Source organism: Pseudomonas sp. ES3-33 (assembly GCF_000952175.1).
GTDB classification, from domain to species: Bacteria; Pseudomonadota; Gammaproteobacteria; order Pseudomonadales; family Pseudomonadaceae; genus Aquipseudomonas; species Aquipseudomonas gregormendelii.
On sequence record NZ_JZRI01000036.1, the window covers coordinates 1 to 20072 of the forward strand.

The following is a 20072-nucleotide window of genomic DNA, read 5'->3' on the forward strand; positions in this document are numbered from 1 at the left end:
GTTAGAATACCGGCCTGTCACGCCGGGGGTCGCGGGTTCGAGTCCCGTCCGCTGCGCCATATTCGGTAATCTGGAACGCTGAACGCCAGGTCACCACGGAAAAGCCCGCCTAGTGCGGGCTTTTTTTCGTCTGCGATTTGGCTTTTGCCGTGTCAGCGTCATTGCACCACCGCAAGACATTAGCCGCCGTGGGGAGTAGATGACAGAAGCTTCACCCGCCGAATGCCGAAATGCGTTACAACACCTGAACTTATCAGACGTTTCCTGCTCTCATGCCGGTAGCCATTGGTCGTGGCCGCCTGATAAGCTCGCGGCTTTATTCGATTGCCCTTTAGGCGCATGAACAAGGAAATAGCATGAAACAGCATCGGTTGGCGGCGGCGGTGGCCCTGGTTAGCCTGGTACTTGCGGGTTGTGATTCGCAGACCAGCGTAGAGCTGAAAACCCCGGCGCAAAAAGCTTCCTACGGGATTGGCCTGAACATGGGCAAAAGCCTGGCTCAGGAAGGCATGGATGATCTGGACTCCAAAGCCGTTGCCCAGGGCATCGAAGATGCCGTTGGCAAGAAAGAACAGAAACTGAAGGATGAAGAGCTGGTCGAAGCCTTCGCCGCGCTGCAGAAGCGTGCTGAAGAGCGCATGGCTAAAATGAGCGAAGAGTCGGCATCCGCTGGCAAGAAATTCCTCGAAGACAATGCCAAGAAAGCGGGTGTTACCACCACTGCTTCGGGCCTGCAGTACGAAGTCGTCAAAAAGGCCGACGGCGCCCAGCCCAAGCCGACCGACGTAGTGACTGTGCACTACACCGGTACCCTGACCAACGGCACCGTGTTCGACAGCTCCGTTGAACGTGGCAGCCCGATTGACCTGCCGGTCAGCGGTGTGATCCCGGGTTGGGTCGAAGGCCTGCAACTGATGCACGTAGGCGAGAAGTACAAGCTCTACATTCCTAGCGAACTGGCTTACGGCGCGCAAAGCCCAAGCCCGGCAATCCCGGCCAACTCGGTGCTGGTATTCGACCTGGAACTGCTGGCGATCAAGGATCCGGCAAAACAGGAAGACGCAGCCAAGTAATTTGCGTCTGTTTTGAACCAACGCCTCGCTCATGCGGGGCGTTGTTGCATTCGGGATTTGACGAACGCAAACAAAACGAACGGACGTGGCAGGATGCAGTCATAGCGATTGAAGACGCCTGCGCTAGCCGCGCTGGGGCGCCAAGTCAATGAAATGTTGGGTTTTTTTATGTGAGTAAAAAACGCCCGATCTGAGCTCAGCCCTTATGAAACGGGGGCTTCAGCGACAAAATGCAGCTCTGTTCACAAGGTTATCCACAATTTGTGTGGATAACATTTCAGCGGGAGGAAATATGAAAGCACCCTGGAACTTTGCCCGTTTCCTGCCACTGGCCGGCCGGCTGCTTGCTCGGGGCCGTCTGCCGACTTTGCTGTTCGCTGTCGCCAGCAAAGGTGCCAGTCAAGGCAACCGCCTGGGCAAGCTCAAGGAAGACCTGCGCCTGCTGCAGGCCTTGTGCCTGGCCTATTGGCGAGGAGAGTACCGCGCGATCAGCCCCAAGGCGCTGATTTCGGTAGTGGCCGGCTTGATGTATTTCCTCAGTCCCGTAGACGCGATCCCCGACTTCATTCCCATGTTCGGGATGCTGGATGATATCGCCGTGCTGGCCTGGCTCATGAAAGTACTGGATGACGAGTTGTCTGCCTTTCGTGCCTGGCGCAAGCGCCAACTGCCGGAGAAGCTGGCAGTGGTGGAACGGCTGCCTGACACACCGGAGCAACTTCAGCTGCAAAATCCGAAAAAACCATGATCTGACAGAAAATCGTCCCTGTATTCATGCACCTCGTGACCGTGGTCCGCGACCGTGGTCGCTGTTAGGATTACACTTCAAGGGAAAAGTGCCGACTCGCAAAGTGTCGTTGTCCTACGGGGAAGTCATGGATATTCAGATAATCACACGCGAAGGCGAGCCCGAGTATGCGGTTTTGCCGTGGGCTCAGTACCAGGCTTTATTGAAAGCAGCAGGCATCGACCAGCCATCGCCGCGGGTCGCACCACAACCTCCCGTGGCAAACCCGGACCAGATTCTTCCTGGTCTGGATCAACTACGCAGTTTGCGCGAAGCAAAGGGCATCGCCATTGAGGCGCTCGCCCGCACGGTAGGCATCAGCCCGTCTTATCTGGCCTTGATTGAAAGTGGCGAGCGTCTACCCGACGCTGCGATTCGCCGCAGCCTGGCCTGGGAACTGACGGTGCCAGGGTGGAGGGACGAATCGTGACGGTACGCATCAGTCGTCAACATTGGGACGGGTTGCTGGGAGAGCTGGATCAGGCGCGACGACAGCGACATTTGCTGACCTACCGCGCATTGCTGGAGCGATTGCAGCTGCCGACACCTGCCATGCAGACCCTGACTGCGGCACTTGAGCACCTGGCCGCACTGGACGCCAAGGCGGAACAGCCATTGCGCAGCTCGCTGGTGATCAGCCAGGGTGCCAGCCGCCTGCCACGTACCGGTTTTTTCGAATGTGTTGAACGCCTTGGGCGTTTTTCCGGGCCGTCGGATGGTGTGGCCGCCGCGTCCTGGCACGCTTCGGAGGTGGTTCGGGTGTTTGAGTACGAATACCCCGAATCGGCAGAGGCCTGAGTGTTCCTCAAGCTCAAGGCTCGGGCCGGTTACTGGCTGGCCCGCCGGCTGTTCCACTGGTCGTGGTTCGTGCGTCAGCCCCGGGGGTGGAGCTGGCTCGAAGGTCAGTTCGCACGCATGGCCAACCTGGGCGATGCAGGGGCGCAAAGCTTCTATGGGCACATCCTGGCCTTTCGTGGTGTCGGCCTGGGTGCTCGTGAGGAAGGCGTGCGATTGTTGCGTCTGGCGGCGTTGGCGGGGGATGGCAAGGCAGCGTATCAGGTAGGCGTGTTCAGTTTGGCCGGGACGGCGAGCAAGGCGCCGGATCCGGTTGAAGCGACGCGGTTCTGGAAGATTGCGGCGAAGGCCGGGCATCCGTTGGCTGAGATCAAGCTGCAGGAGTTGGCGTCTCGCGGTCCTTTGGATAATTAGTGCCTGGTCTGACGCCTTCGCGGGCAAGCCCGCTCCCACAGGTTTATGTGTCGTTTGCAAAATCCTTTACCAACACAGGTCCCTGTGGGAGCGGGCTTGCCCGCGAAGGCGCCCGCCCGGACATCACCAGACTATCAATCAAATACACGCTATACCCCGGTACATTCTTCGCATGATGCTTGGCCTGGGAGGCCATCTCCGCCAATTGACTCGCATCGAGTTGCGCGCATGCCTGAGGATGCAGGTGCACCACGCCAATCGACAATGACAGCAATGCAAATTCCTGGCGCACACCCTGCCGGTTTGGGGCGATAAAGCAGCCGGCCTCCAGGTGTTCGCTGCGGTAGAACCGCCGGCATTGGCTCTGGAAATCATCCACCAGCTGGTTCAAGCGTTTGCGCCAGTCTTCGGGTCCAAGTACCAGCAAAAAATCATCGCCGCCGATATGGCCAACGAAGTCGCGGGAGGGGTCCACGCGGTCATTCAGGCATTGCGCCAGGCACAGCAGCACTTCATCCCCACGACCGTAGCCATAGATGTCGTTGAAGGGCTTGAAGCTGTCGATGTCCACGTAACAGATCACCGACTCACGTTGCTGCTGGAGCAAACGAGTGAGGCACTGCTGGATTGGCACGTTGCCTGGTAGCAAGGTCAGCGGATTGGCGTAGCGGGCCTGCTGAATCTTCAGTTCGGTGATCAGCTTCAGCACGTCGATTACCCGGCCCAGGCCCAGGTAGCCGCCATCGAGGGTAATGATGAAATCCTCTTCGATGCGCTGCCGCGCCCTGCTGGTGATCAGCCGGCTGACCTGCTGCAGCGATTGGGTCATCTCCACGGCTAGAAAGTCATCGTTCATCAGGCGGCTGATCGGCTTGCGGGCAAACAGGTCTGTGGCGAAGGGCTTGAGCAATGCGTCCGAGAGGGAATGCCTGTGGACGATGCCACAGGGGTGGCCCTGGGCGTCCAGTACCGCCAGCGAGTTCAGGTTGGCCTGGCGGCGAAAGGCTTCCAGTACCGTGGCTGTCGGCGTCTCGCGGGCCACCGCCGGTTGTTCATTGAGCAAGGCGCTGAGGTCGCAACCTTCATCGTTCAGCGCCACGGTGCTGCTGTCGTGTTTGGGCAGCATTTTGCGCGCATCCCTCGGCGGTTGCTCCTGAGGGCGGCACAGCAGATAGCCCTGGACCAGGTCGACCCCCATCTCCGTCAGCACTGCAAGTTCTTCCGCCAGCTCGATGCCTTCGGCGATCACCTGCGCACGGGAGGCCTTGGCGATTTGCAGGATCGAGCCGACGAATTCGCGTTTGAGCGCGTCCTGATGGATACCGTCAATGAAGTGCCGATCGATCTTCACGTAGTCCGGGCGCAGTTCCGACCATAGCCGCAAGCTGGAATACCCTGCGCCCAGGTCATCCAGTGCGATGGAAAAACCCATGGCCCGATAATGATGCAACGCGGTTTGTAACAGCTGGAAGTCATCAGTCGGGGTTTGTTCGGTCAGCTCGATCACCACCTGGCTGGGCGGAATCCCGAAGTCCTGCAGCAACTGCAACGTGCGTCCGGGTTGATGCGCGGCTTCCAGTAGCGATTCCGGCGAGACGTTCAGGAACAGCTTGCCGGGGAGTTGCTGTTCATTGAAGCGTCGGCAGGCACTCTGGCGACAAGCGATCTCCAGCTCGCTCAGACGGCCTGCCTGGCGGGCCACGGCGAACAATGCGAGCGGGGAGTGCAGCGGGCTGTTGGAGGGGCCGCGACTGAGGGCTTCGTAGCCGATCACGCGTTTTTCCGAGAGGCACACAATTGGCTGGAACAGGCTGTGCAATCCACCCTGAGTCAATATTGAACCCAGTGCGCTCAGCTGTTCGGTTGTGGTCATGGCAATCTCTGGCAAAAAAAAAGGACCGGACGAGCGCTTGGTCAAGCGCGCTTCCGGTCCCGTATTTCACGACAGATTGATGACTATTTGATGACGCTCCGCAGAGCGTCGCCGTTATATCGCCATCATCCTAGTGCTTGGCCACCGCAGTATTGAGCTTCAGGTAGTCCAGCAGGATGCGACCGGTCTCGCTCAGATAAGCGTCGTCTTCCGGTTTGGTCTTGTCCGGCTCCGCCGCGAGGGCGTCTTCGTCTTCCTTCTTCAGCTCCTTGAGCGGCTCTTCGCCTTTGGCCTTGCGGCGGATGTTCTCCATCACCAGCTGCTTGTTTTCAATATCGGCGTGCTGGGCGCGGCGCTCGGCTTCATTAAGGCTGACGGTTTTTTCTTCCATCAGCTTCTGGGCCAGTGCCAGCTTGTCACGAATGAACACGAACTCGGCGTCCTTGCCCGAACGCAGGTCGTGCTCGGATTTGAGCTGCGCCAGGTAGGGCTTGAACGGGTCGGCTGCCGGCTTGATGGCGGGTTTGATGGTGTCCCACGGCATGGCCTCGGGCAGCGCGCTCTCACCGATTTCCTTGGTGTCGATGATCGACGGGTAGTCGATGTCCGGCAGAACGCCCTGATGCTGGGTGCTCTGGCCGGATACCCGGTAGAACTTCGCCAGGGTCAGTTTCAATTCGCCATGGTTCAGCGGCTGAATGGTCTGCACGGTGCCTTTGCCGAAGGTCTGGCCGCCGATGATCAGTGCACGGTGGTAGTCCTGCATGGCGCCGGCGAAGATCTCCGAAGCCGAGGCCGACAAGCGGTTGACCAGCAACGCCATCGGGCCTTTGTAGAAAGCGCCGGGGTTTTCGTCTTCCAGGACATCGACACGGCCATCGGCATTACGCACCAGGACGGTCGGGCCTTTGTCGATGAACAGGCTGGTCAGCTCGGTGGCTTCCTGCAGGGAGCCGCCGCCGTTGTTGCGCAAGTCGATGACCACGCCATCCACTTTCTCTTTCTGCAACTCGGTCAGCAGTTTCTTGACGTCACGAGTGGTGCTCTTGTAGTCCGGATCACCTGCACGGAAGGCCTTGAAGTCCAGGTAGAACGCTGGAATCTCGATCACTCCCAGCTTGTAGTCCTTGCCATCCTGCTTGAGGTTGAGGACCGACTTCTTCACCGCCTGGTCTTCAAGCTTCACCGCTTCGCGGGTAATCGGCACGATCCGGGTGGTCTGGTCATTCGGCGCATTGCTGGCTGGAATCACTTCCAGGCGCACCACGGTGCCTTTTGGACCGCGGATCAGCTTGACCACTTCGTCCAGGCGCCAGCCGACCACGTCGACCATTTCCTTGTTGCCCTGGGCAACGCCGATAATCTTGTCGGCGGGTGCCACCAGCTTGGTCTTGTCGGCCGGGCCAGCGGGCACCAGGCGCACGACTTTCACCTGGTCATTGTCGCTTTGCAACACGGCGCCGATGCCCTCGAGGGACAGGCTCATGTTGATGTCGAAGTTCTCCGCGTTATCCGGTGACAGATAATTGGTGTGCGGGTCGTAGGACATGGCAAAGGTGTTGATGTAGGCCTGGAAGATATCTTCCGCGCGGGTCTGGTCCAGACGCGCCAGTTGATTCTTGTAGCGCTTGGTCAGGGTTTCCTGGATTTGCTTGGAGTCCTTGCCCGCGATCTTCTGACGCAGCACTTCGTCCTTGACGCGTTTGCGCCACAGGTCGTCGAGCTCGGCAGTGGACTTGAGCCAAGGTGCGTCCTTGCGGTCGATCAGCAAGGTTTCCTTGGTCGTGAAGTCGATCTTGTCGACGCCCTTGTTCAACTCGGCAAGGGCAAAGTCCAGACGCGACTTGACGCGGTCCAGGTAGCGCTTGTAGATGGTGAACCCGGCGTTGAGGTCGCCGCTTTTGAGGAAGTCGTCGAACTGGGTCTTCCACTTGTTGAATTCGTTGATGTCGCTGGCCATGAAATAGCTGCGCGACGGATCCAGCAGCTTCAGGTAGCTGTCGTAGATGATCACCGAGCGCGCGTCGTCAAGCGGCGGCTTGCTGTAGTGATGGCGCTTGAGCAACTCGACGACGTTCAGGCTGGCGATCACTTCGTCACGATCAGGCTGAAGCTTGTCCCAGCTATTGGCTGCAAACGAATTGGTCGACATCGGCAGCAGGCCGATACCAATGACTAGAGCTAGGGCGGTGCTGGGGAAAAAATGCTTCATGCTGATTCGACGCGGGGACAATTGATCACGCATATTAGGCCGTCTTTGAAGTCGCCGGTTCCACGAGGGCCGGTCGCATAATGCAAGAAAGCCCGACGCTACAGCTACGGGCTCAGTCCAGACTCACTATGGAGGCACTGTGAAAGCATTGCAAGGCGTGGAAGGTCAAGTGGTATGGGCGCAAGTGCCCAGTCCTACCTGTGATGTAGGGCAAGTTCGCATTCAAGTGTCGGCTGCGGGACTCAATCGGGCGGATTTGCTACAGAAAGCGGGACTGTATCCACCCCCTCCCGGGGCCAGTCATGTGCTGGGGCTGGAGTGTTCCGGGATCATCAGCGAGGTCGGCGCGGGGTCTTCATGGCAGGTGGGTGATCGCGTCTGCGCGTTGTTGGCAGGGGGTGGGATGGCCGAAGAGGTGGTTGTCGACGGGCGGCATGTGCTGCCGGTCCCGGACGGATTGTCCCTGACCGAAGCGGCAGCGCTGCCTGAGGTTTACGCCACTGTCTGGCTGAATCTGTTTCAACTTGCGGCGCTCAAACCCGGTGAGAAAGTTCTGCTGCATGCCGGAGCGAGTGGAATCGGTTCAGCTGCCATTCAGCTGTGCAAGGCATTTGGCAACCCGTGCTGGGTCAGCGTCGGGTCGAAAGAGCGTTTGGCCTACTGCGAGGCTCTGGGAGCCCAGGGTGGGGTGATCCGTGGCGATGACCTGGACAGCCTGAGCGACCTGGGGCCGTTCGATGTCATCCTCGATCCGGTGGGGGGCAATTACGCAGCGCTGAATCTCAAGCTGCTGGCCAGTGATGGCCGCTGGGTCCTGATCGGCCTGATGGGCGGTCGGGAGGCCAAGCTGGACCTGGCCCAGGTGCTGGCCAAGCGCGTGCAACTGTTGGGTTCGACGCTGCGCGCCAGAGATGACCAGTTCAAGGCCGACCTGTTCAGCGACTTGAGTCAGCACGTCTGGCCGCTGTTTGCCGAAGGACGGTTAAGTCCGCAGTTGGCCAAGACTTTTGCGATCAAGGATGCCGAAGCGGCGTTTGCAGAGTTGGCGAGTAATACCGTGGCGGGAAAGGTGGTGCTGTTGATCGACGAGAGCCTCGCCTGACAACACGCGACCTTTGGGGGCAACGCTGAGCTTGTCGAAGCAAAGCTGAGCTTATGGAAGCGAAGCTGAGCTGTGGGAGCAAGGCTTGCCCGCGATGGGTTCGACTCGGCGTGCCAGCTTACCCGCGTTATCGTACCTCGCGCGCAAGCCGTGCTCCTGCAGGGTTTTGCGTTATTTCCAGAGATGGATCGGCCAGCCGGCTTTTTCGGCGTGCTCAAGCAACACCGGGTCCGGGTTCACCACGTGCGGGAAATCCACCTTGAGCAACAGCGGCAGGTCGTTACGTGAGTCCGAATAAAAACTCGCGCCTTCCAGATTCTCTTCTTCGGCATCCAGCCATTCCAGCAACCGGGTGATCTTGCCTTCGCGGTAGGTCAGGGTGCCGACGGTGTGGCCGCTGTACACGCCATGTGCGACTTCCAGCTCTATCCCGAGAATCTCGTCAATGCCCAGGCGATCGGCAATCGGCCTGACCAGATGGGTGCCCGAGGCGGAAATCACCAGGATCCGGTCGCCTGCCTTGCGGTGGGCGGCGATGGCCTTGGTGGCGTCGCTGAAGATAATCGGCTCGATAAAATCCTCCACCCACGGTCCCACCAGATGATCGACCTCTTCGGGGGTGCGACCGATCATGGGTTCCAGGCTGAAGGTCATGTAATCCTCCATCCGCAGCTTGCCGTGGCTGTAAGCGTCCATCAGTTCGTTGTTCTGGCGCATGAACGACTCGGGATCGACCCAGCCCAGCCTGCCCATCTGTTCGCTCCAGAGGGTGGCGCAGTCGCCGTGAATCAAGGTTTCGTCCAGATCAAAAATTGCCAGGGCCATCAGTACGGTTCTCTCTTCAACATCAGCAAGGCCATCAGGCTACCTCACACAGGGCTGTCGGATCGATGGAAAGTGCCAGGCGCTGACCATCGGGGTGCAGATCCGCGGCTGAGCGGTTGAGCACATCCACCACCAGTTCCACGCCGCGTGCTTCGATCCGGTACCGAATCACGTTGCCTAGCAGGCTGTGGCTGCGCACTTGGGCATCCAGCGCGCCATTGAGGCTGAGCTCGATGGCTTCCGGACGAATGGCGATGCGTCCGGTGACCGGTCTTTGCAGCAGTTTCGAGGCACTGTCGGCATCCAGCAGGTTGTAGTTGCCGATGAAGCCGGCCGCAAATGCATCGACTGGCGCGGTGTACAGGGTTTCCGCGTCGCCGCTTTGTACGATCTTTCCCTGATTCATCAGGAATATTCTGTCAGACATCGTCAGGGCTTCTTCCTGGTCATGTGTGACAAAGATCGTGGTCAGGCCCAGTTCACGCTGGATCTGACGGATCTGTTCGCGCAAATGCTTGCGAATTCGCGCATCCAGCGCCGACAGCGGTTCATCGAGCAGTAACAACCGCGGACGCGTCACCAACGAGCGAGCGAGGGCGACTCGCTGGCATTGGCCGCCGGACAGCTGGTGGGGATAGCGAGCGGCGAAATCGTTCAACTCCACCAGCCCCAGCACTTCGGCGACGCGTTTGTGGCTGTCGTCGGCATTGACCTTCTGCATGCGCAGGCCGAATGCCACGTTTTGCTCCACGGTCATGTTCGGGAACAGCGCGTAGCTCTGAAACACCATGCCGATCCCGCGTTTTTGCGGGCTCATGGGCACCAGGTCGACACCGTCCAGCAAAATCTGCCCGCCATCTACCGGGGTCAGCCCGGCGATACAGCGCAACAGGGTTGATTTTCCGCAGCCCGACGGCCCAAGCAAGGTGACAAACTCGCCTTTGTGGATTTCGCAGTTGATGTCACTGAACACCGTGGTGCCTGCGTAATTTTTCTCCAGATGTTGGACGCTGACGTAGCTCATTCGCTTTTGTCCTTGTTCAAAATAGTGGCCACCCAGGTCAGAACCAGCACAAAAAAGAAGTAGGAAATGACCAGCGCACTGGTGAAGTGGCCGCTGCTGTTACGCATATTGTTGAGGTAGACCTGCAGGGTTTCGTAACGGGTGCCCACCAGGATGTTGGCGAACACGAACTCACCGAACAGGAACGAGAACGACAGCAGTAGTGCCACCATCAGACCTTTGCGCAGGTTCGGCAGGACAACCAGGAATGCCGCTTGCCAGGTGCTGGCGCCGAGCAATTGGGCGGCGTCCATCAGGTCGCGCAGGTTGATCGCCTGCAGATTGTTGGTGATTGCCCGGTACATGAAGGGCAGCGCCACGGTGAAGTAGCAGCCGATCAGGATCCACGGCGTACCGACCATTGCGAACGGGCCGGAACCATACAGCTGCAACAGCCCCACCGACGACACCACCGGCGGCACCGCGAACGGAAGCAGGATCAGGATGTTCATCAACGCGTCGAGTTTCGGGAAGTGGTAATGCACCACGAACAACAGCGGCAAGATCAGCACCACTGACAGGATCAGCGCACCGACGCACACCAGCAGCGACTGGCCGAATGCATGGAGGAAGCGCGGATCACTCCACAATTGCACGTACCATTTGAACGTGAAGCCGCTCGGCAGGATGGTCGCCGACCAACTGCTGGCGATTGAATAGATCAGGGTGCCAGCCAGAGGCAGCAACAGAATGGCAAACAGCAGGTACACCACAACCCGGTGGTAGATGCCGGCGGGACCCAGTTCAGCGCGAGACATGGTAGCTCCTCTTCAACAGCAACTGATGCACGATGGTCACCAGGGTCATCAACGCCACGAGTACCACGGCCAGGGCGCTGGCGAGGTTAGGGTCCAGGGAAATGTCGCCGGAAACCATGGCGGCGATACGGATCGGCAGTACGTTGAAGTTGCCGGTGGTCAGGGCGTAAACCGTGGCGTAGGCACCCAGCGCGTTGGCCAGCAGGATCACGAAGGTGCCTAGCAGCGCGGGCGTCAGCACCGGCAGGCCGATGTGGCGCCAGAATTGCCAGCCGCTGGCACCGAGCAGCGCCGCAGACTCGCGCCAGTCTTCACGCAGCGCATCAAATGCCGGATACAGCAGCAGCACACCGAGGGGAATCTGGAAGTAGGTGTAGAGAATGATCAGCCCGGTTTTCGAGTACAGGTTGAAATCCTGAATGATCCCGGCCTGCTTGAGCAGGATGGTGAAACTGCCGTTGAATCCCAGCAGGATGATGAACGCAAACGCCAGGGGCACGCCGGCAAAGTTGCTGGTCATGTTGGCGAAGGCGTTGACGAAGTTACGCAGCCTGGAATCGACCCGGCGCAGGGAGTAGGCGCCGAGCACCGCGATGATGATGCCGAATACGCTCGACCAGAAACTGATCTCGAGGCTGTACTGGATCGCCTGCAGATAGAACTTTGAATTGAAGATTTTCGTAAAGTTGGCAAGGCCCCAGCCAAACTCCTGTGATTCCAGGCTGTTGATCATGACCCACAGCAGCGGGGCAATCTGGAACACGATAAAGAACAGTGCAAAAGGCACCAGGCACAGGGCTGCCAACCATTTGCCACGAGTCATGGTGTTCATTTGAGCAGCTCCCGGCACACAGGTTTATCGTGGGCCACGCCCAGCAGCTCGCAGACCGTACCGCAGATCTCGATCTGTTTCGGCGCAGCACCGGCATCGAGGCTGAAGGCGTCGCCGAGCACGAACAGCGGTACTTCGCGTTCTTCGGCCAACAGGCCGTTGTGCGATCGGTCATTGTTCATGCCGTGATCGGCGGTCACCAGTACCTGGTAGCCCGCGTCGAGCCAGCCTTGCAGGTAGTCGGCGAGAATGATGTCGGCGGAGCGGGCGCTGTTGCGGTATTGCGCGGAGTCGAGGCCGTGCTTGTGCCCGGCGTCGTCGATGTTCATCGGGTGGACCAGCAGGAAGTTTGGCGAGTGGCGCTGGCGCAGGTGTTCGGCGTCGGCAAACAGGTGTGAATCGGGGTAGTGGTCATTCCAGTAGAAATGCGCATGCTGGATCGGCAGGTCGGGATCGTCGGTGTGACGGTCCCGGGCGGCCACGAACGGTGATCGGTTGTACAGCTCACTGACCCAGTGATAGGCCGCCGCCGCAGTCTTGAGCCCGGCGTCGCGTGCGTAGTGATAGATGCTGCGCTGACTGGACAGGCGCGAGACATTGTTATGAACGATACCGCTGTCAATTGGCGTGACGCCGGTCAGGATGCATTCGTAAAGCGGACGGGACAACGCCGGCAATTCGCACTCCAGCTTGTAGAGCGCCGCGCGTCCTGCGCCGACGTACGCCTGCAGGTGCCCCATGGCGTGGCGAGCAACCTCATGGTTGAGGCCGTCGAGCACGACAAGGATGACGTTGTGGTTCATAGGGGCGATGACTCCAGAATCATTGCTGAACGGTGCAGGAGCTGCCAAAGGCTTTGATCTTTTGATGTTGCTTGAAAAAACAAAGATCGCAGCCTGCGCCAGCTCCTACGGATGCAGCATTACTGCATGTTGATAATCACTTCTTCCTGCCACTTCTGCGGCAGCGACTTGGAGGTTTTTTCCCACGCATCTGCGTCCTTGATCGGCGTCACGCCTTTGTACTGTTCGTTCGGCAACAGCTTGGCTTTGACGTCATCCGGCAGCTTCACGTGTTCGGCGCGGATCGGGCGGGCGTTGCCGCGTGCCAGGTTGGTCTGGCCGGCGTCGCTGAAGATGTATTCGCGGGTCAGTTTGGCCGCATTAGGGTTTTTCGCGTATTTGTTGATGATGGTGGTGTAGCCGGAAATGACCGAGCCATCGGAAGGGATCAGCACGGTGTAATCATCCGGATTCGCCATCTTGGCCTTGTAACTCAGGCCGTTGAAATCCCAAACCACGCCGACTTCGATCTCGCCCTTTTCCATGGTGGCAATGGTCGGGTTAGCCATCGACAGGCGGCCTTGCTTGGCAATGTCGGCAAACATCAGCAGGGCTGGCTGGATGTTCTTCTCGTCACCCCCGTTGGCCAATGCGGCAGCCAGGACACCGTTGGCCGCCTGGGCCGCAGTGCTGACGTCGCCAATGGAGACCTTGTACTTGCCGCTCTTGAGATCGGCCCACTTGGTCGGTGCTTCGGAACCGTGCAGCAGTTTTTTGTTGATGATGAAGGCGATGGTTCCGGTGTAGGCCAGCGCCCAGTTGCCATCCTTGTCCTTGGCCCAGTCCGGCACCTGGTCCCAGGTCGTTGGTTTATACGGTTGCACCACGCCTTGCTTGACTGCGATAGGCCCGAAAGCTGCACCTACGTCACCGATGTCCGCGCTGGCGTTATCTTTTTCGGCGGCGAATTTGGCGATTTCCTGCGCGGAACTCATGTCGGTATCGATGTGTTTCAGGCCGTAGGTCTTGGCCAGGTCATCCCAAGTGCCTTTCCAGTTGGCCCAGTCATCGGGCATGCCGACGCTGTTGACTGTGCCTTCCGCTTTCGCTGCGGCCTCAAGGGTTTTCAAATCATCAGCCGCCATGGCGGCGGTGCACATGGCAATGGTCGAGCCTAACAGTGATGCCAGGAAAAGCTGTTTCATCCGAAGCTCCTTTGGGCGTTTTCAACGCTGCGATTGCGGTTGTGTTGGTCTAGGTCAGCAATACCTGAGCCAATCTAGGCGGTCTGGATGACATTTTGATGTCGATGAGTGGCCTGCCCAAATTTCCTGTAGGGGAACACTCAGGCTGCAAAGTAAGCGTAGACCATGGCTAAGAGGCTGATATGAAAGGACATGGCCGTAATATTGCAGGCAACGTTCAACACCGTTCGGCACGTTTGTCATCCACCAGTCACATGCAGGGCCTAGGCTACTTGGAGGGTAAACCAATGCAGGTTCCGCCCCGAAACAGTGCTGGTCTAGTCCAGATAGGTAACGTTGATGCGCGTCGAGACCACCAAAGCGGTGACAGCCATAGGGCAGGTGCTACAGGAACAGCTCGATCACGGGCTGTTGGCGCCCGGAAGCAAACTGCCAGCGGAGCGCAAGCTCAGTGAGTTGTTCGGTACCACCCGAATTACCGTGCGCGAGGCGTTGTTGCAACTGGAGGCACAAGGGCAGATCTATCGCGAGGAACGCCGGGGCTGGTTCGTCTCGCCACCACGCCTGGCCTATAACCTGATGCAACGCAGTCACTTTCACGCAATGGTCAGCGCCCAGGGCCGGGTGCCGTCCACCGAGGTGATTAGCGCTCGCCTGCAACCGGCGTCAGCGGCGGTCTGTGCCTGGTTGCAGTTACCCGCACTGTCCAGCGTGATCCAGATCTGCCGGGCGCGGCGCATTGACGAGCGGCTGGTGCTGTACGTCGAGCACTATCTGAACCCACGGTTTTTCCCGGGAATACTCGACTTCGACCTGAATCAGTCCATTACCGAACTGTACGCCCGGCATTACGACCTGTACTACGGCAGGGTACGTTTTGAAATCGTGCCGACGGCGCTCTCCGTGGACGCTTCGGCAGCGCTGCGAGTGTCGGTGGGTAGCCCGGGATTGCGTATTGCCCGGGTCAACTACGACCAGCACGAGCGACTGATCGATTGCGACCTGGAATTCTGGCGACACGATGCCATTCACGTGGGCGTCGATGTCACCTGAGCCAGGTCGCCGGCGGTTGCAACAGCTCTTTATCCGAATCGATAGATGTCCATGCCCAAGGCGCCCATGGTGAAGCCCTTGTGGCTGACGCTGAACGGACCTCCGGCAGCGCGAGCGAAATACAACGGCAGCAGGTGTTCATCGCTGGGATGGTTACGCACGGCATTTGGCGCCTGGCGGCGGTAATCATGCAGCGCGGCTTCATCGTTGGCAGAGAGTTTCTCGATCATCCATTCACGGAACGCTTCGGCCCAGGGCTCCACGCTTTCCGGGCCGGCGTGCCAGTCCAGTTCACCGAGGTTATGGGTGATGCTGCCTGACCCGATCAACAGCACCCCTTGTTCACGCAGGCTGGAGAGGGCGTGTCCGACCTGAGTCTGCAACGCGGGGCCGCCCCGTGTGGGCAGAGAGACCTGTACCACCGGGATGTCGGCCTGCGGGTACATCAGCGAAAGCGGTACCCAGACACCGTGGTCAAACGGCCTTTTGGCATCGATGCGAGCGGGCAAGTCGGCGCATTTGAGCAGGTCGACTACCTCCACCGCCAGTTGCGGATCACCGGGCGCGGGGTATTGCACTTCGAACAGCGCCTTGGGGAAACCGCCGAAGTCGTGCCAGGTGTCCGGATGCGGATTAGCGCTGACCAGCAGTTCATTGCTCTCCCAATGCGCCGAGACAATCACGATCGCCCTGGGTCGCGGCAATTGGGCCGCAAGCCTCGCCAGTGCGGGGCCGCTGGCGCCCGGTTGCAGCGCCAGCATGGGGGAGCCGTGGGATATATACAGGCTGGGGAACATGTAGGAGCTCCTGAGAGTTAAGATGGGCTCATCTTCAGTCAGATCATTGATCTAAATCTAATATAAGTTTTAGGGTGTTTTGATCGAATTTTCGGGGTTATTTATGCAGCCGGAGTTTTGGCACAAGCGTTGGCAGTCAGATCAGATCGGCTTCCATCTGCGGGAAGTGAATCCTTATCTGCAACGGTTCTGGCCACAATTGGACCTGGAAGAGGGCGCTCGCGTGTTGGTGCCGTTGTGTGGAAAAAGTCTGGATTTGCTGTGGCTTGCTCATCAGGGCCATGAAGTACTGGGGATTGAACTGTCGGAAAAGGCCGTTGAGGACTTCTTCAGCGAGCATCAGTTTGATCCTGATGTCAGTGAACAGGGGCCGTTCAAGGTTTATCGCGCCGGTTCGATCGAACTGTGGTGCGGGGACTTTTTCGAGTTGACTGCAGGGGATGTGGCCGACTGCGCCGGTCTGTACGACCGTGCTGCGCTGATTGCGCTGCCACCCGCCATGCGCGAGCAGTACGCGGCGCACCTGAACCGCATACTGCCGAAGGACGCGATGGGGTTGCTGATAACCCTCGATTACGATCAGACGCAAAAGGACGGACCGCCGTTCGCTGTGCTTGATGATGAGGTACGGCACTTGTTCGGCAACTTCTGGGCGCTGAAGATCCTGGAAGATCAGGATGTGCTGGGTGAGAGCTGGAAATTTATCGAGAGTGGCGTGACGCGCCTTGAAGAGCGGGTTTATCGGGTTTCTGCCCGGTAAGAAAGCTGTCTGCGCTGGCGATTCGTGAGCAGGCTCGCTCTTACATAAGGTCAGCAGCACAAATCTGGACAGACAAAAAAGGCCCGCATCTGTGCGGGCCTTTCTGTTTTAGCGCAACCTGTCAGCCGCGACGACGCAGTGCGTCGATACGCTCTTCCAGCGGCGGGTGGCTCATGAACATGCGAGCGAACCCTTGCTTGATGCCGCCGTTGATACCGAATGCATTCAGCGTGTCCGGCATATGTACTGGCAACCCCTGTTCAGCCCGCAGGCGTTGCAAGGCACCAATCATCGCGCTGGTACCCGCCAGGCGGGCACCGGCTTCGTCTGCACGGAATTCGCGTTTACGCGAGAACCACATGACGATCGAGCTGGCCAGGATGCCCAGCACCAGTTCGGCAAAGATGGTCGCGATGTAATACGCGATACCCTGGCCTTCTTCGTTCTTGAAAATCACTTTGTCGACGAAGTTACCGATGATTCGCGCAAAGAACATCACGAAGGTGTTCACCACACCCTGGATCAGCGCCAGGGTGACCATGTCGCCGTTGGCAACGTGACCAATTTCGTGGGCCAGAACGGCTTTGACCTCATCCGGCGAAAAGCGCTCCAACAGGCCTTGGCTGACCGCAACCAGTGCATCGTTCTTGTTCCAGCCGGTGGCGAAGGCGTTGGCCTCATAGGCCGGGAAAATACCGACCTCGGGCATCTTGATCCCGGCTTCCCGGGACAGTTGCTCCACCGTTTGCAGCAGCCATTGCTCGTGACGTGTGCGCGGCTGGGTAATGATCTGGGTGCTGGTGCTCATCTTCGCCATCCACTTGGAGATGAACAGCGAGAACAGGGAACCGGCAAAACCAAAGACCGCACAGAAGATCAGCAGCTGATTGAGGTTGAGATCAACCCCGTTGGCCGCCATGAACCCGTTGAAGCCGAAAAGGCTCAGGGTGATGCTGGCAATCAGCACGACCGCCAGGTTAGTGGCCAAAAACAGCAGGATGCGCATCATGGTTGTAGAAATCTCCTCAAGCTAAAGATGTAGCGTACTGCGGGGTATATAAGGTGCTGCAACGGGCTATTCAACCGGGTGACTATTTCAAACTGTGTCCTACGGCAAAAGACTAGCTGTTTGAAGGACGCTTGCGACTCGGTCTGATGAAATTCCTGTAGGGCATTTCCGAGGTCCGGGCCCCGTCGTTGTTAGACCGCGGCCTGAAAACGCGTCCAGGTCTGTGAGCGCCTTAGCGTTGCAGGGTAGGGGGGAAATATGTATTGCTGAATTAGTCACCGTGCGACGGGAATGAAGGTCGCACGGTGACTGGCGGTGTTACTGGCGGTAGGACTTGAGGAAATTGCCGATGCGGCCTATGGCCATATCCAGGTCATCCACTCGTGGCAATGTCACCACCCGGAAGTGATCGGGCCATGGCCAGTTGAACGCCGTGCCTTGCACCACCAGCAGCTTTTCCGACAGCAGCAGGTCGAGCACGAATTTCTCGTCGTTGTGGATCGGGCAGACTTTCGGATCGATCCGTGGGAAGGCATACAGGGCACCCATCGGTTTAACGCAGCTTACGCCGGGAATGTCGTTGAGCAGCTCCCACGTACGGTTGCGCTGTTCCAGCAGTCGGCCCTGGGGCAGCACCAGGTCATTGATGCTCTGGTAGCCACCGAGAGCGGTCTGTATCGCGTGCTGGCTTGGCACGTTGGCGCACAGGCGCATATTGGCCAGCATGTCGATGCCTTCAATGTAGCTCTGGGCGTGGTGTTTCGGGCCGGAGATGGCAATCCAGCCGGAACGGAAGCCCGCCACGCGGTAGGACTTGGACAGGCCGTTGAACGTCAGGCACAGCAGGTCCGGCGCCAGGGACGCGGTGCAGATGTGCACGGCATCGTCGTAGAGGATCTTGTCGTAGATCTCGTCGGAGAAAACCACCAGGTTGTGCTGGCGGGCCAGTTCCAGCATGCCCAGCAGGACTTCTTTCGAATACACCGCACCGGTCGGGTTATTCGGATTGATGATCACCAGGGCCTTGGTGTTCGGCGTGATCTTGGCCTTGATGTCGGCCAGATCCGGCCACCAGTTGGCCTGCTCGTCGCACAGGTAATGCACCGGGTTGCCGCCCGAGAGGCTGACAGCCGCGGTCCACAGTGGGTAGTCCGGGGCCGGCACCAGCACTTCGTCGCCATTGTTGAGCAGGGCCTGCATCGACATCACGATCAGCTCGGAAACGCCGTTGCCCAGGTAGATGTCTTCAATGCCGACGCCTTCCACCTGCTTTTGCTGGTAGTACTGCATGACGGCCTTGCGTGCGCTGAACAGCCCTTTGGAGTCGCTGTAGCCCTGGGCGGTAGGCAGGTTGCGGATCACGTCCTGGAGAATTTCGTCCGGTGCTTCGAAACCAAAGGGCGCAGGATTGCCGATGTTCAGCTTGAGGATGCGATGGCCTTCCTCTTCCAGGCGTTTGGCGTGCTTGAGCACTGGGCCGCGAATGTCGTAGCAGACGTTGGCGAGCTTGTTCGATTTGCTGACCTGCATGGCGATGTGTTCCTGAAAATGAACGATCCAGGCGGCATATGAACTACCGTACTGGGAATCCTGCGTATTCACACAGGCCTGGCGCCTTGAAAGGCAGCACCCGTAAATCCGTTTGAATGCGCGTGGTCTGGCTGCCAGACTGGCGTTTGACGAGGCGCAATCATACGTGCCGCCCGATCCGTGGAAAAGGTACAGATCGGGCTTTTTCAGCTGCTGAGGTGTGACGATGGAAAAGTTGGAAAAAACCCTTGAAGAATGGAAGGCCATGCTCGATCCGGAGCAGTACAACGTTTGCCGTCTCAAGGGCACCGAACGTCCGTTTTCCGGCAAATACAATGGCACCAAAACTGATGGTGTCTATCACTGTATCTGTTGCAGCGAGCCGCTTTTTGATTCGAAGACCAAATTTGACTCAGGCTGCGGCTGGCCGAGCTTTTATGCGCCGATCGGTGACAGTGCGATGGTTGAGATTCGTGATGTGAGTCACGGGATGATTCGTACTGAGGTGGTGTGTGCCAAGTGCGATGCGCATTTGGGGCATGTGTTTCCGGATGGGCCGCCGCCGACCGGGTTGCGGTATTGCATCAATTCGGTGTGTCTGGAGCTTGTGCCTCGGGAATGACCTTGTGTGTTGGTGTACATATCCGTTTCTGCGGTCAGGGCTGCTTAGGGTTCCGCCCTTACGGCGGGTCACTTTTGATAGAGCGCAAAAGTAACCAAAACGCTCTTGCCCCACCACTCGGCACCTCGCCTAGGCTCGGTGTGCCCGAACGCAGGCATTGCTCCGCGGGTCGCCGCGATGGGCCATCCCTGGCCCAGCGCGGCTAAACCGGCATCCTTGCCGGTTTACCCGCTACGCAATGCCTGCGTTCGGCCAGCGTGGTTAACGGGGCGTCCGCGATCAAGAACCGGGCCGTGGCGGCCTTCGGGCCGACCAAGGCATCAAGCCGGCACGCTGCGCTTCTCTGATGTGCACTGCTTCCGGGCTGGTGTTGTACCTGTGGGAGCGAAGCTTGACTGCCTTCGGGCTGATGTTGTTCCTGTGGGAGCAAAGCTTGCTCGCGATAGCGGGGTGACAGTCAGCATCAATGTTGGATGCGAAACCGTCATCGCGAGCAAGCTTTGCTACAGGTATCAATCCCTCCACAGAGATGACTTTCCAGAGGGATCACTTTCCATAAAGTCCACTTTCCACAAATACC

20 protein-coding genes are annotated in these 20072 nt (G+C 58.8%); 9 read left to right on the forward strand and 11 right to left on the reverse strand.

Annotated elements, in window-relative coordinates; all coding sequences use genetic code 11:
• Nucleotides 1–356 precede the first annotated feature (356 nt).
• From UB23_RS04175 to UB23_RS04195, 5 genes are all read left to right on the forward strand, one after another.
• Nucleotides 357–1073: an FKBP-type peptidyl-prolyl cis-trans isomerase gene (locus tag UB23_RS04175; protein WP_045058067.1), complete on the forward strand. Its 717-nt coding sequence runs from the start codon at nucleotides 357–359 to the stop codon at nucleotides 1071–1073.
• 292 nt (nucleotides 1074–1365) lie between these two features.
• Nucleotides 1366–1821, forward strand: a complete 456-nt coding sequence (locus tag UB23_RS04180; protein ID WP_045058068.1) for a YkvA family protein — start codon at nucleotides 1366–1368, stop codon at nucleotides 1819–1821.
• 127 nt (nucleotides 1822–1948) lie between these two features.
• Nucleotides 1949–2290 carry a helix-turn-helix domain-containing protein gene (locus tag UB23_RS04185; protein ID WP_045058155.1) on the forward strand — a complete coding sequence of 114 codons (342 nt, stop codon included), beginning with the start codon at nucleotides 1949–1951 and terminating at the stop codon, nucleotides 2288–2290.
• Nucleotides 2287–2658: a hypothetical protein gene (locus UB23_RS04190; protein WP_045058069.1), complete on the forward strand. Its 372-nt coding sequence runs from the start codon at nucleotides 2287–2289 to the stop codon at nucleotides 2656–2658. The genes UB23_RS04185 and UB23_RS04190 overlap by 4 nt, the downstream gene beginning before the upstream one ends.
• Nucleotides 2659–3069: a sel1 repeat family protein gene (locus UB23_RS04195; RefSeq protein ID WP_045058070.1), complete on the forward strand. Its 411-nt coding sequence runs from the start codon at nucleotides 2659–2661 to the stop codon at nucleotides 3067–3069.
• 43 nt (nucleotides 3070–3112) lie between these two features.
• On the opposite strand, the gene UB23_RS04200 is transcribed toward UB23_RS04195, so the two are convergent.
• Together UB23_RS04200 and UB23_RS04205 are read right to left on the reverse strand one after the other, a co-directional pair.
• Nucleotides 3113–4942, reverse strand: coding sequence for a bifunctional diguanylate cyclase/phosphodiesterase (locus UB23_RS04200; protein ID WP_082069122.1), 1830 nt, complete (start codon nucleotides 4940–4942; stop codon nucleotides 3113–3115).
• Nucleotides 4943–5072: 130 nt separating this feature from the next.
• On the reverse strand, nucleotides 5073–7154 hold the full coding sequence (locus UB23_RS04205; RefSeq protein WP_177328527.1) for a carboxy terminal-processing peptidase: 2082 nt from the start codon (nucleotides 7152–7154) through the stop codon (nucleotides 5073–5075).
• 139 nt (nucleotides 7155–7293) lie between these two features.
• Here UB23_RS04205 and UB23_RS04210 point away from each other — a divergent pair, with 139 nt between their 5' ends.
• Entirely contained in the window at nucleotides 7294–8256 is a 963-nt protein-coding gene (locus UB23_RS04210) for a zinc-binding dehydrogenase (protein ID WP_045058072.1), read from the forward strand.
• 171 nt (nucleotides 8257–8427) lie between these two features.
• Here UB23_RS04210 and UB23_RS04215 read toward each other — a convergent pair whose 3' ends face one another.
• The 6 genes from UB23_RS04215 to UB23_RS04240 form a co-directional block, all read right to left on the reverse strand.
• A complete protein-coding gene (locus UB23_RS04215; protein ID WP_045058073.1) occupies nucleotides 8428–9081 on the reverse strand; it encodes an HAD family hydrolase in 654 nt (217 codons plus the stop codon).
• Between the two features lie 34 nt (nucleotides 9082–9115).
• Nucleotides 9116–10105, reverse strand: a complete 990-nt coding sequence (locus UB23_RS04220) for an ABC transporter ATP-binding protein (protein WP_045058074.1) — start codon at nucleotides 10103–10105, stop codon at nucleotides 9116–9118.
• On the reverse strand, nucleotides 10102–10902 hold the full coding sequence (locus UB23_RS04225) for an ABC transporter permease (RefSeq protein WP_045058075.1): 801 nt from the start codon (nucleotides 10900–10902) through the stop codon (nucleotides 10102–10104). Before UB23_RS04225 ends, UB23_RS04220 begins: the two co-directional genes overlap by 4 nt.
• The gene (locus UB23_RS04230; RefSeq protein ID WP_045058076.1) at nucleotides 10889–11734 is read right to left on the reverse strand and encodes an ABC transporter permease; all 846 of its coding nucleotides are present in this window, start codon (nucleotides 11732–11734) and stop codon (nucleotides 10889–10891) included. The genes UB23_RS04225 and UB23_RS04230 overlap by 14 nt, the downstream gene beginning before the upstream one ends.
• The gene (locus UB23_RS04235) at nucleotides 11731–12537 is read right to left on the reverse strand and encodes an alkaline phosphatase family protein (protein ID WP_045058077.1); all 807 of its coding nucleotides are present in this window, start codon (nucleotides 12535–12537) and stop codon (nucleotides 11731–11733) included. The genes UB23_RS04230 and UB23_RS04235 overlap by 4 nt, the downstream gene beginning before the upstream one ends.
• A gap of 119 nt (nucleotides 12538–12656) precedes the next feature.
• A complete protein-coding gene (locus UB23_RS04240; RefSeq protein WP_045058078.1) occupies nucleotides 12657–13721 on the reverse strand; it encodes an ABC transporter substrate-binding protein in 1065 nt (354 codons plus the stop codon).
• A 339-nt stretch (nucleotides 13722–14060) separates the two neighbouring features.
• Here UB23_RS04240 and UB23_RS04245 point away from each other — a divergent pair, with 339 nt between their 5' ends.
• The gene (locus UB23_RS04245; protein ID WP_045058079.1) at nucleotides 14061–14774 is read left to right on the forward strand and encodes a UTRA domain-containing protein; all 714 of its coding nucleotides are present in this window, start codon (nucleotides 14061–14063) and stop codon (nucleotides 14772–14774) included.
• A gap of 29 nt (nucleotides 14775–14803) precedes the next feature.
• On the opposite strand, the gene UB23_RS04250 is transcribed toward UB23_RS04245, so the two are convergent.
• Nucleotides 14804–15571: a DODA-type extradiol aromatic ring-opening family dioxygenase gene (locus UB23_RS04250; protein WP_045058080.1), complete on the reverse strand. Its 768-nt coding sequence runs from the start codon at nucleotides 15569–15571 to the stop codon at nucleotides 14804–14806.
• Between the two features lie 103 nt (nucleotides 15572–15674).
• Between UB23_RS04250 and UB23_RS04255 the strand changes: the two genes are divergently transcribed.
• Nucleotides 15675–16331 (forward strand): thiopurine S-methyltransferase, encoded by a 657-nt coding sequence (locus UB23_RS04255; RefSeq protein ID WP_045058081.1) that lies wholly within the window; start codon nucleotides 15675–15677, stop codon nucleotides 16329–16331.
• A gap of 121 nt (nucleotides 16332–16452) precedes the next feature.
• Here UB23_RS04255 and htpX read toward each other — a convergent pair whose 3' ends face one another.
• A complete protein-coding gene (gene htpX, locus UB23_RS04260) occupies nucleotides 16453–17340 on the reverse strand; it encodes a protease HtpX (protein ID WP_045058082.1) in 888 nt (295 codons plus the stop codon).
• Between the two features lie 318 nt (nucleotides 17341–17658).
• The gene (locus tag UB23_RS04265) at nucleotides 17659–18870 is read right to left on the reverse strand and encodes a pyridoxal phosphate-dependent aminotransferase (protein WP_008030363.1); all 1212 of its coding nucleotides are present in this window, start codon (nucleotides 18868–18870) and stop codon (nucleotides 17659–17661) included.
• Between the two features lie 226 nt (nucleotides 18871–19096).
• On the opposite strand from UB23_RS04265, the gene msrB reads away from it, so the two are divergent.
• Nucleotides 19097–19492 (forward strand): peptide-methionine (R)-S-oxide reductase MsrB, encoded by a 396-nt coding sequence (gene msrB / locus UB23_RS04270; RefSeq protein WP_045058083.1) that lies wholly within the window; start codon nucleotides 19097–19099, stop codon nucleotides 19490–19492.
• Nucleotides 19493–20072: the final 580 nt, after the last annotated feature.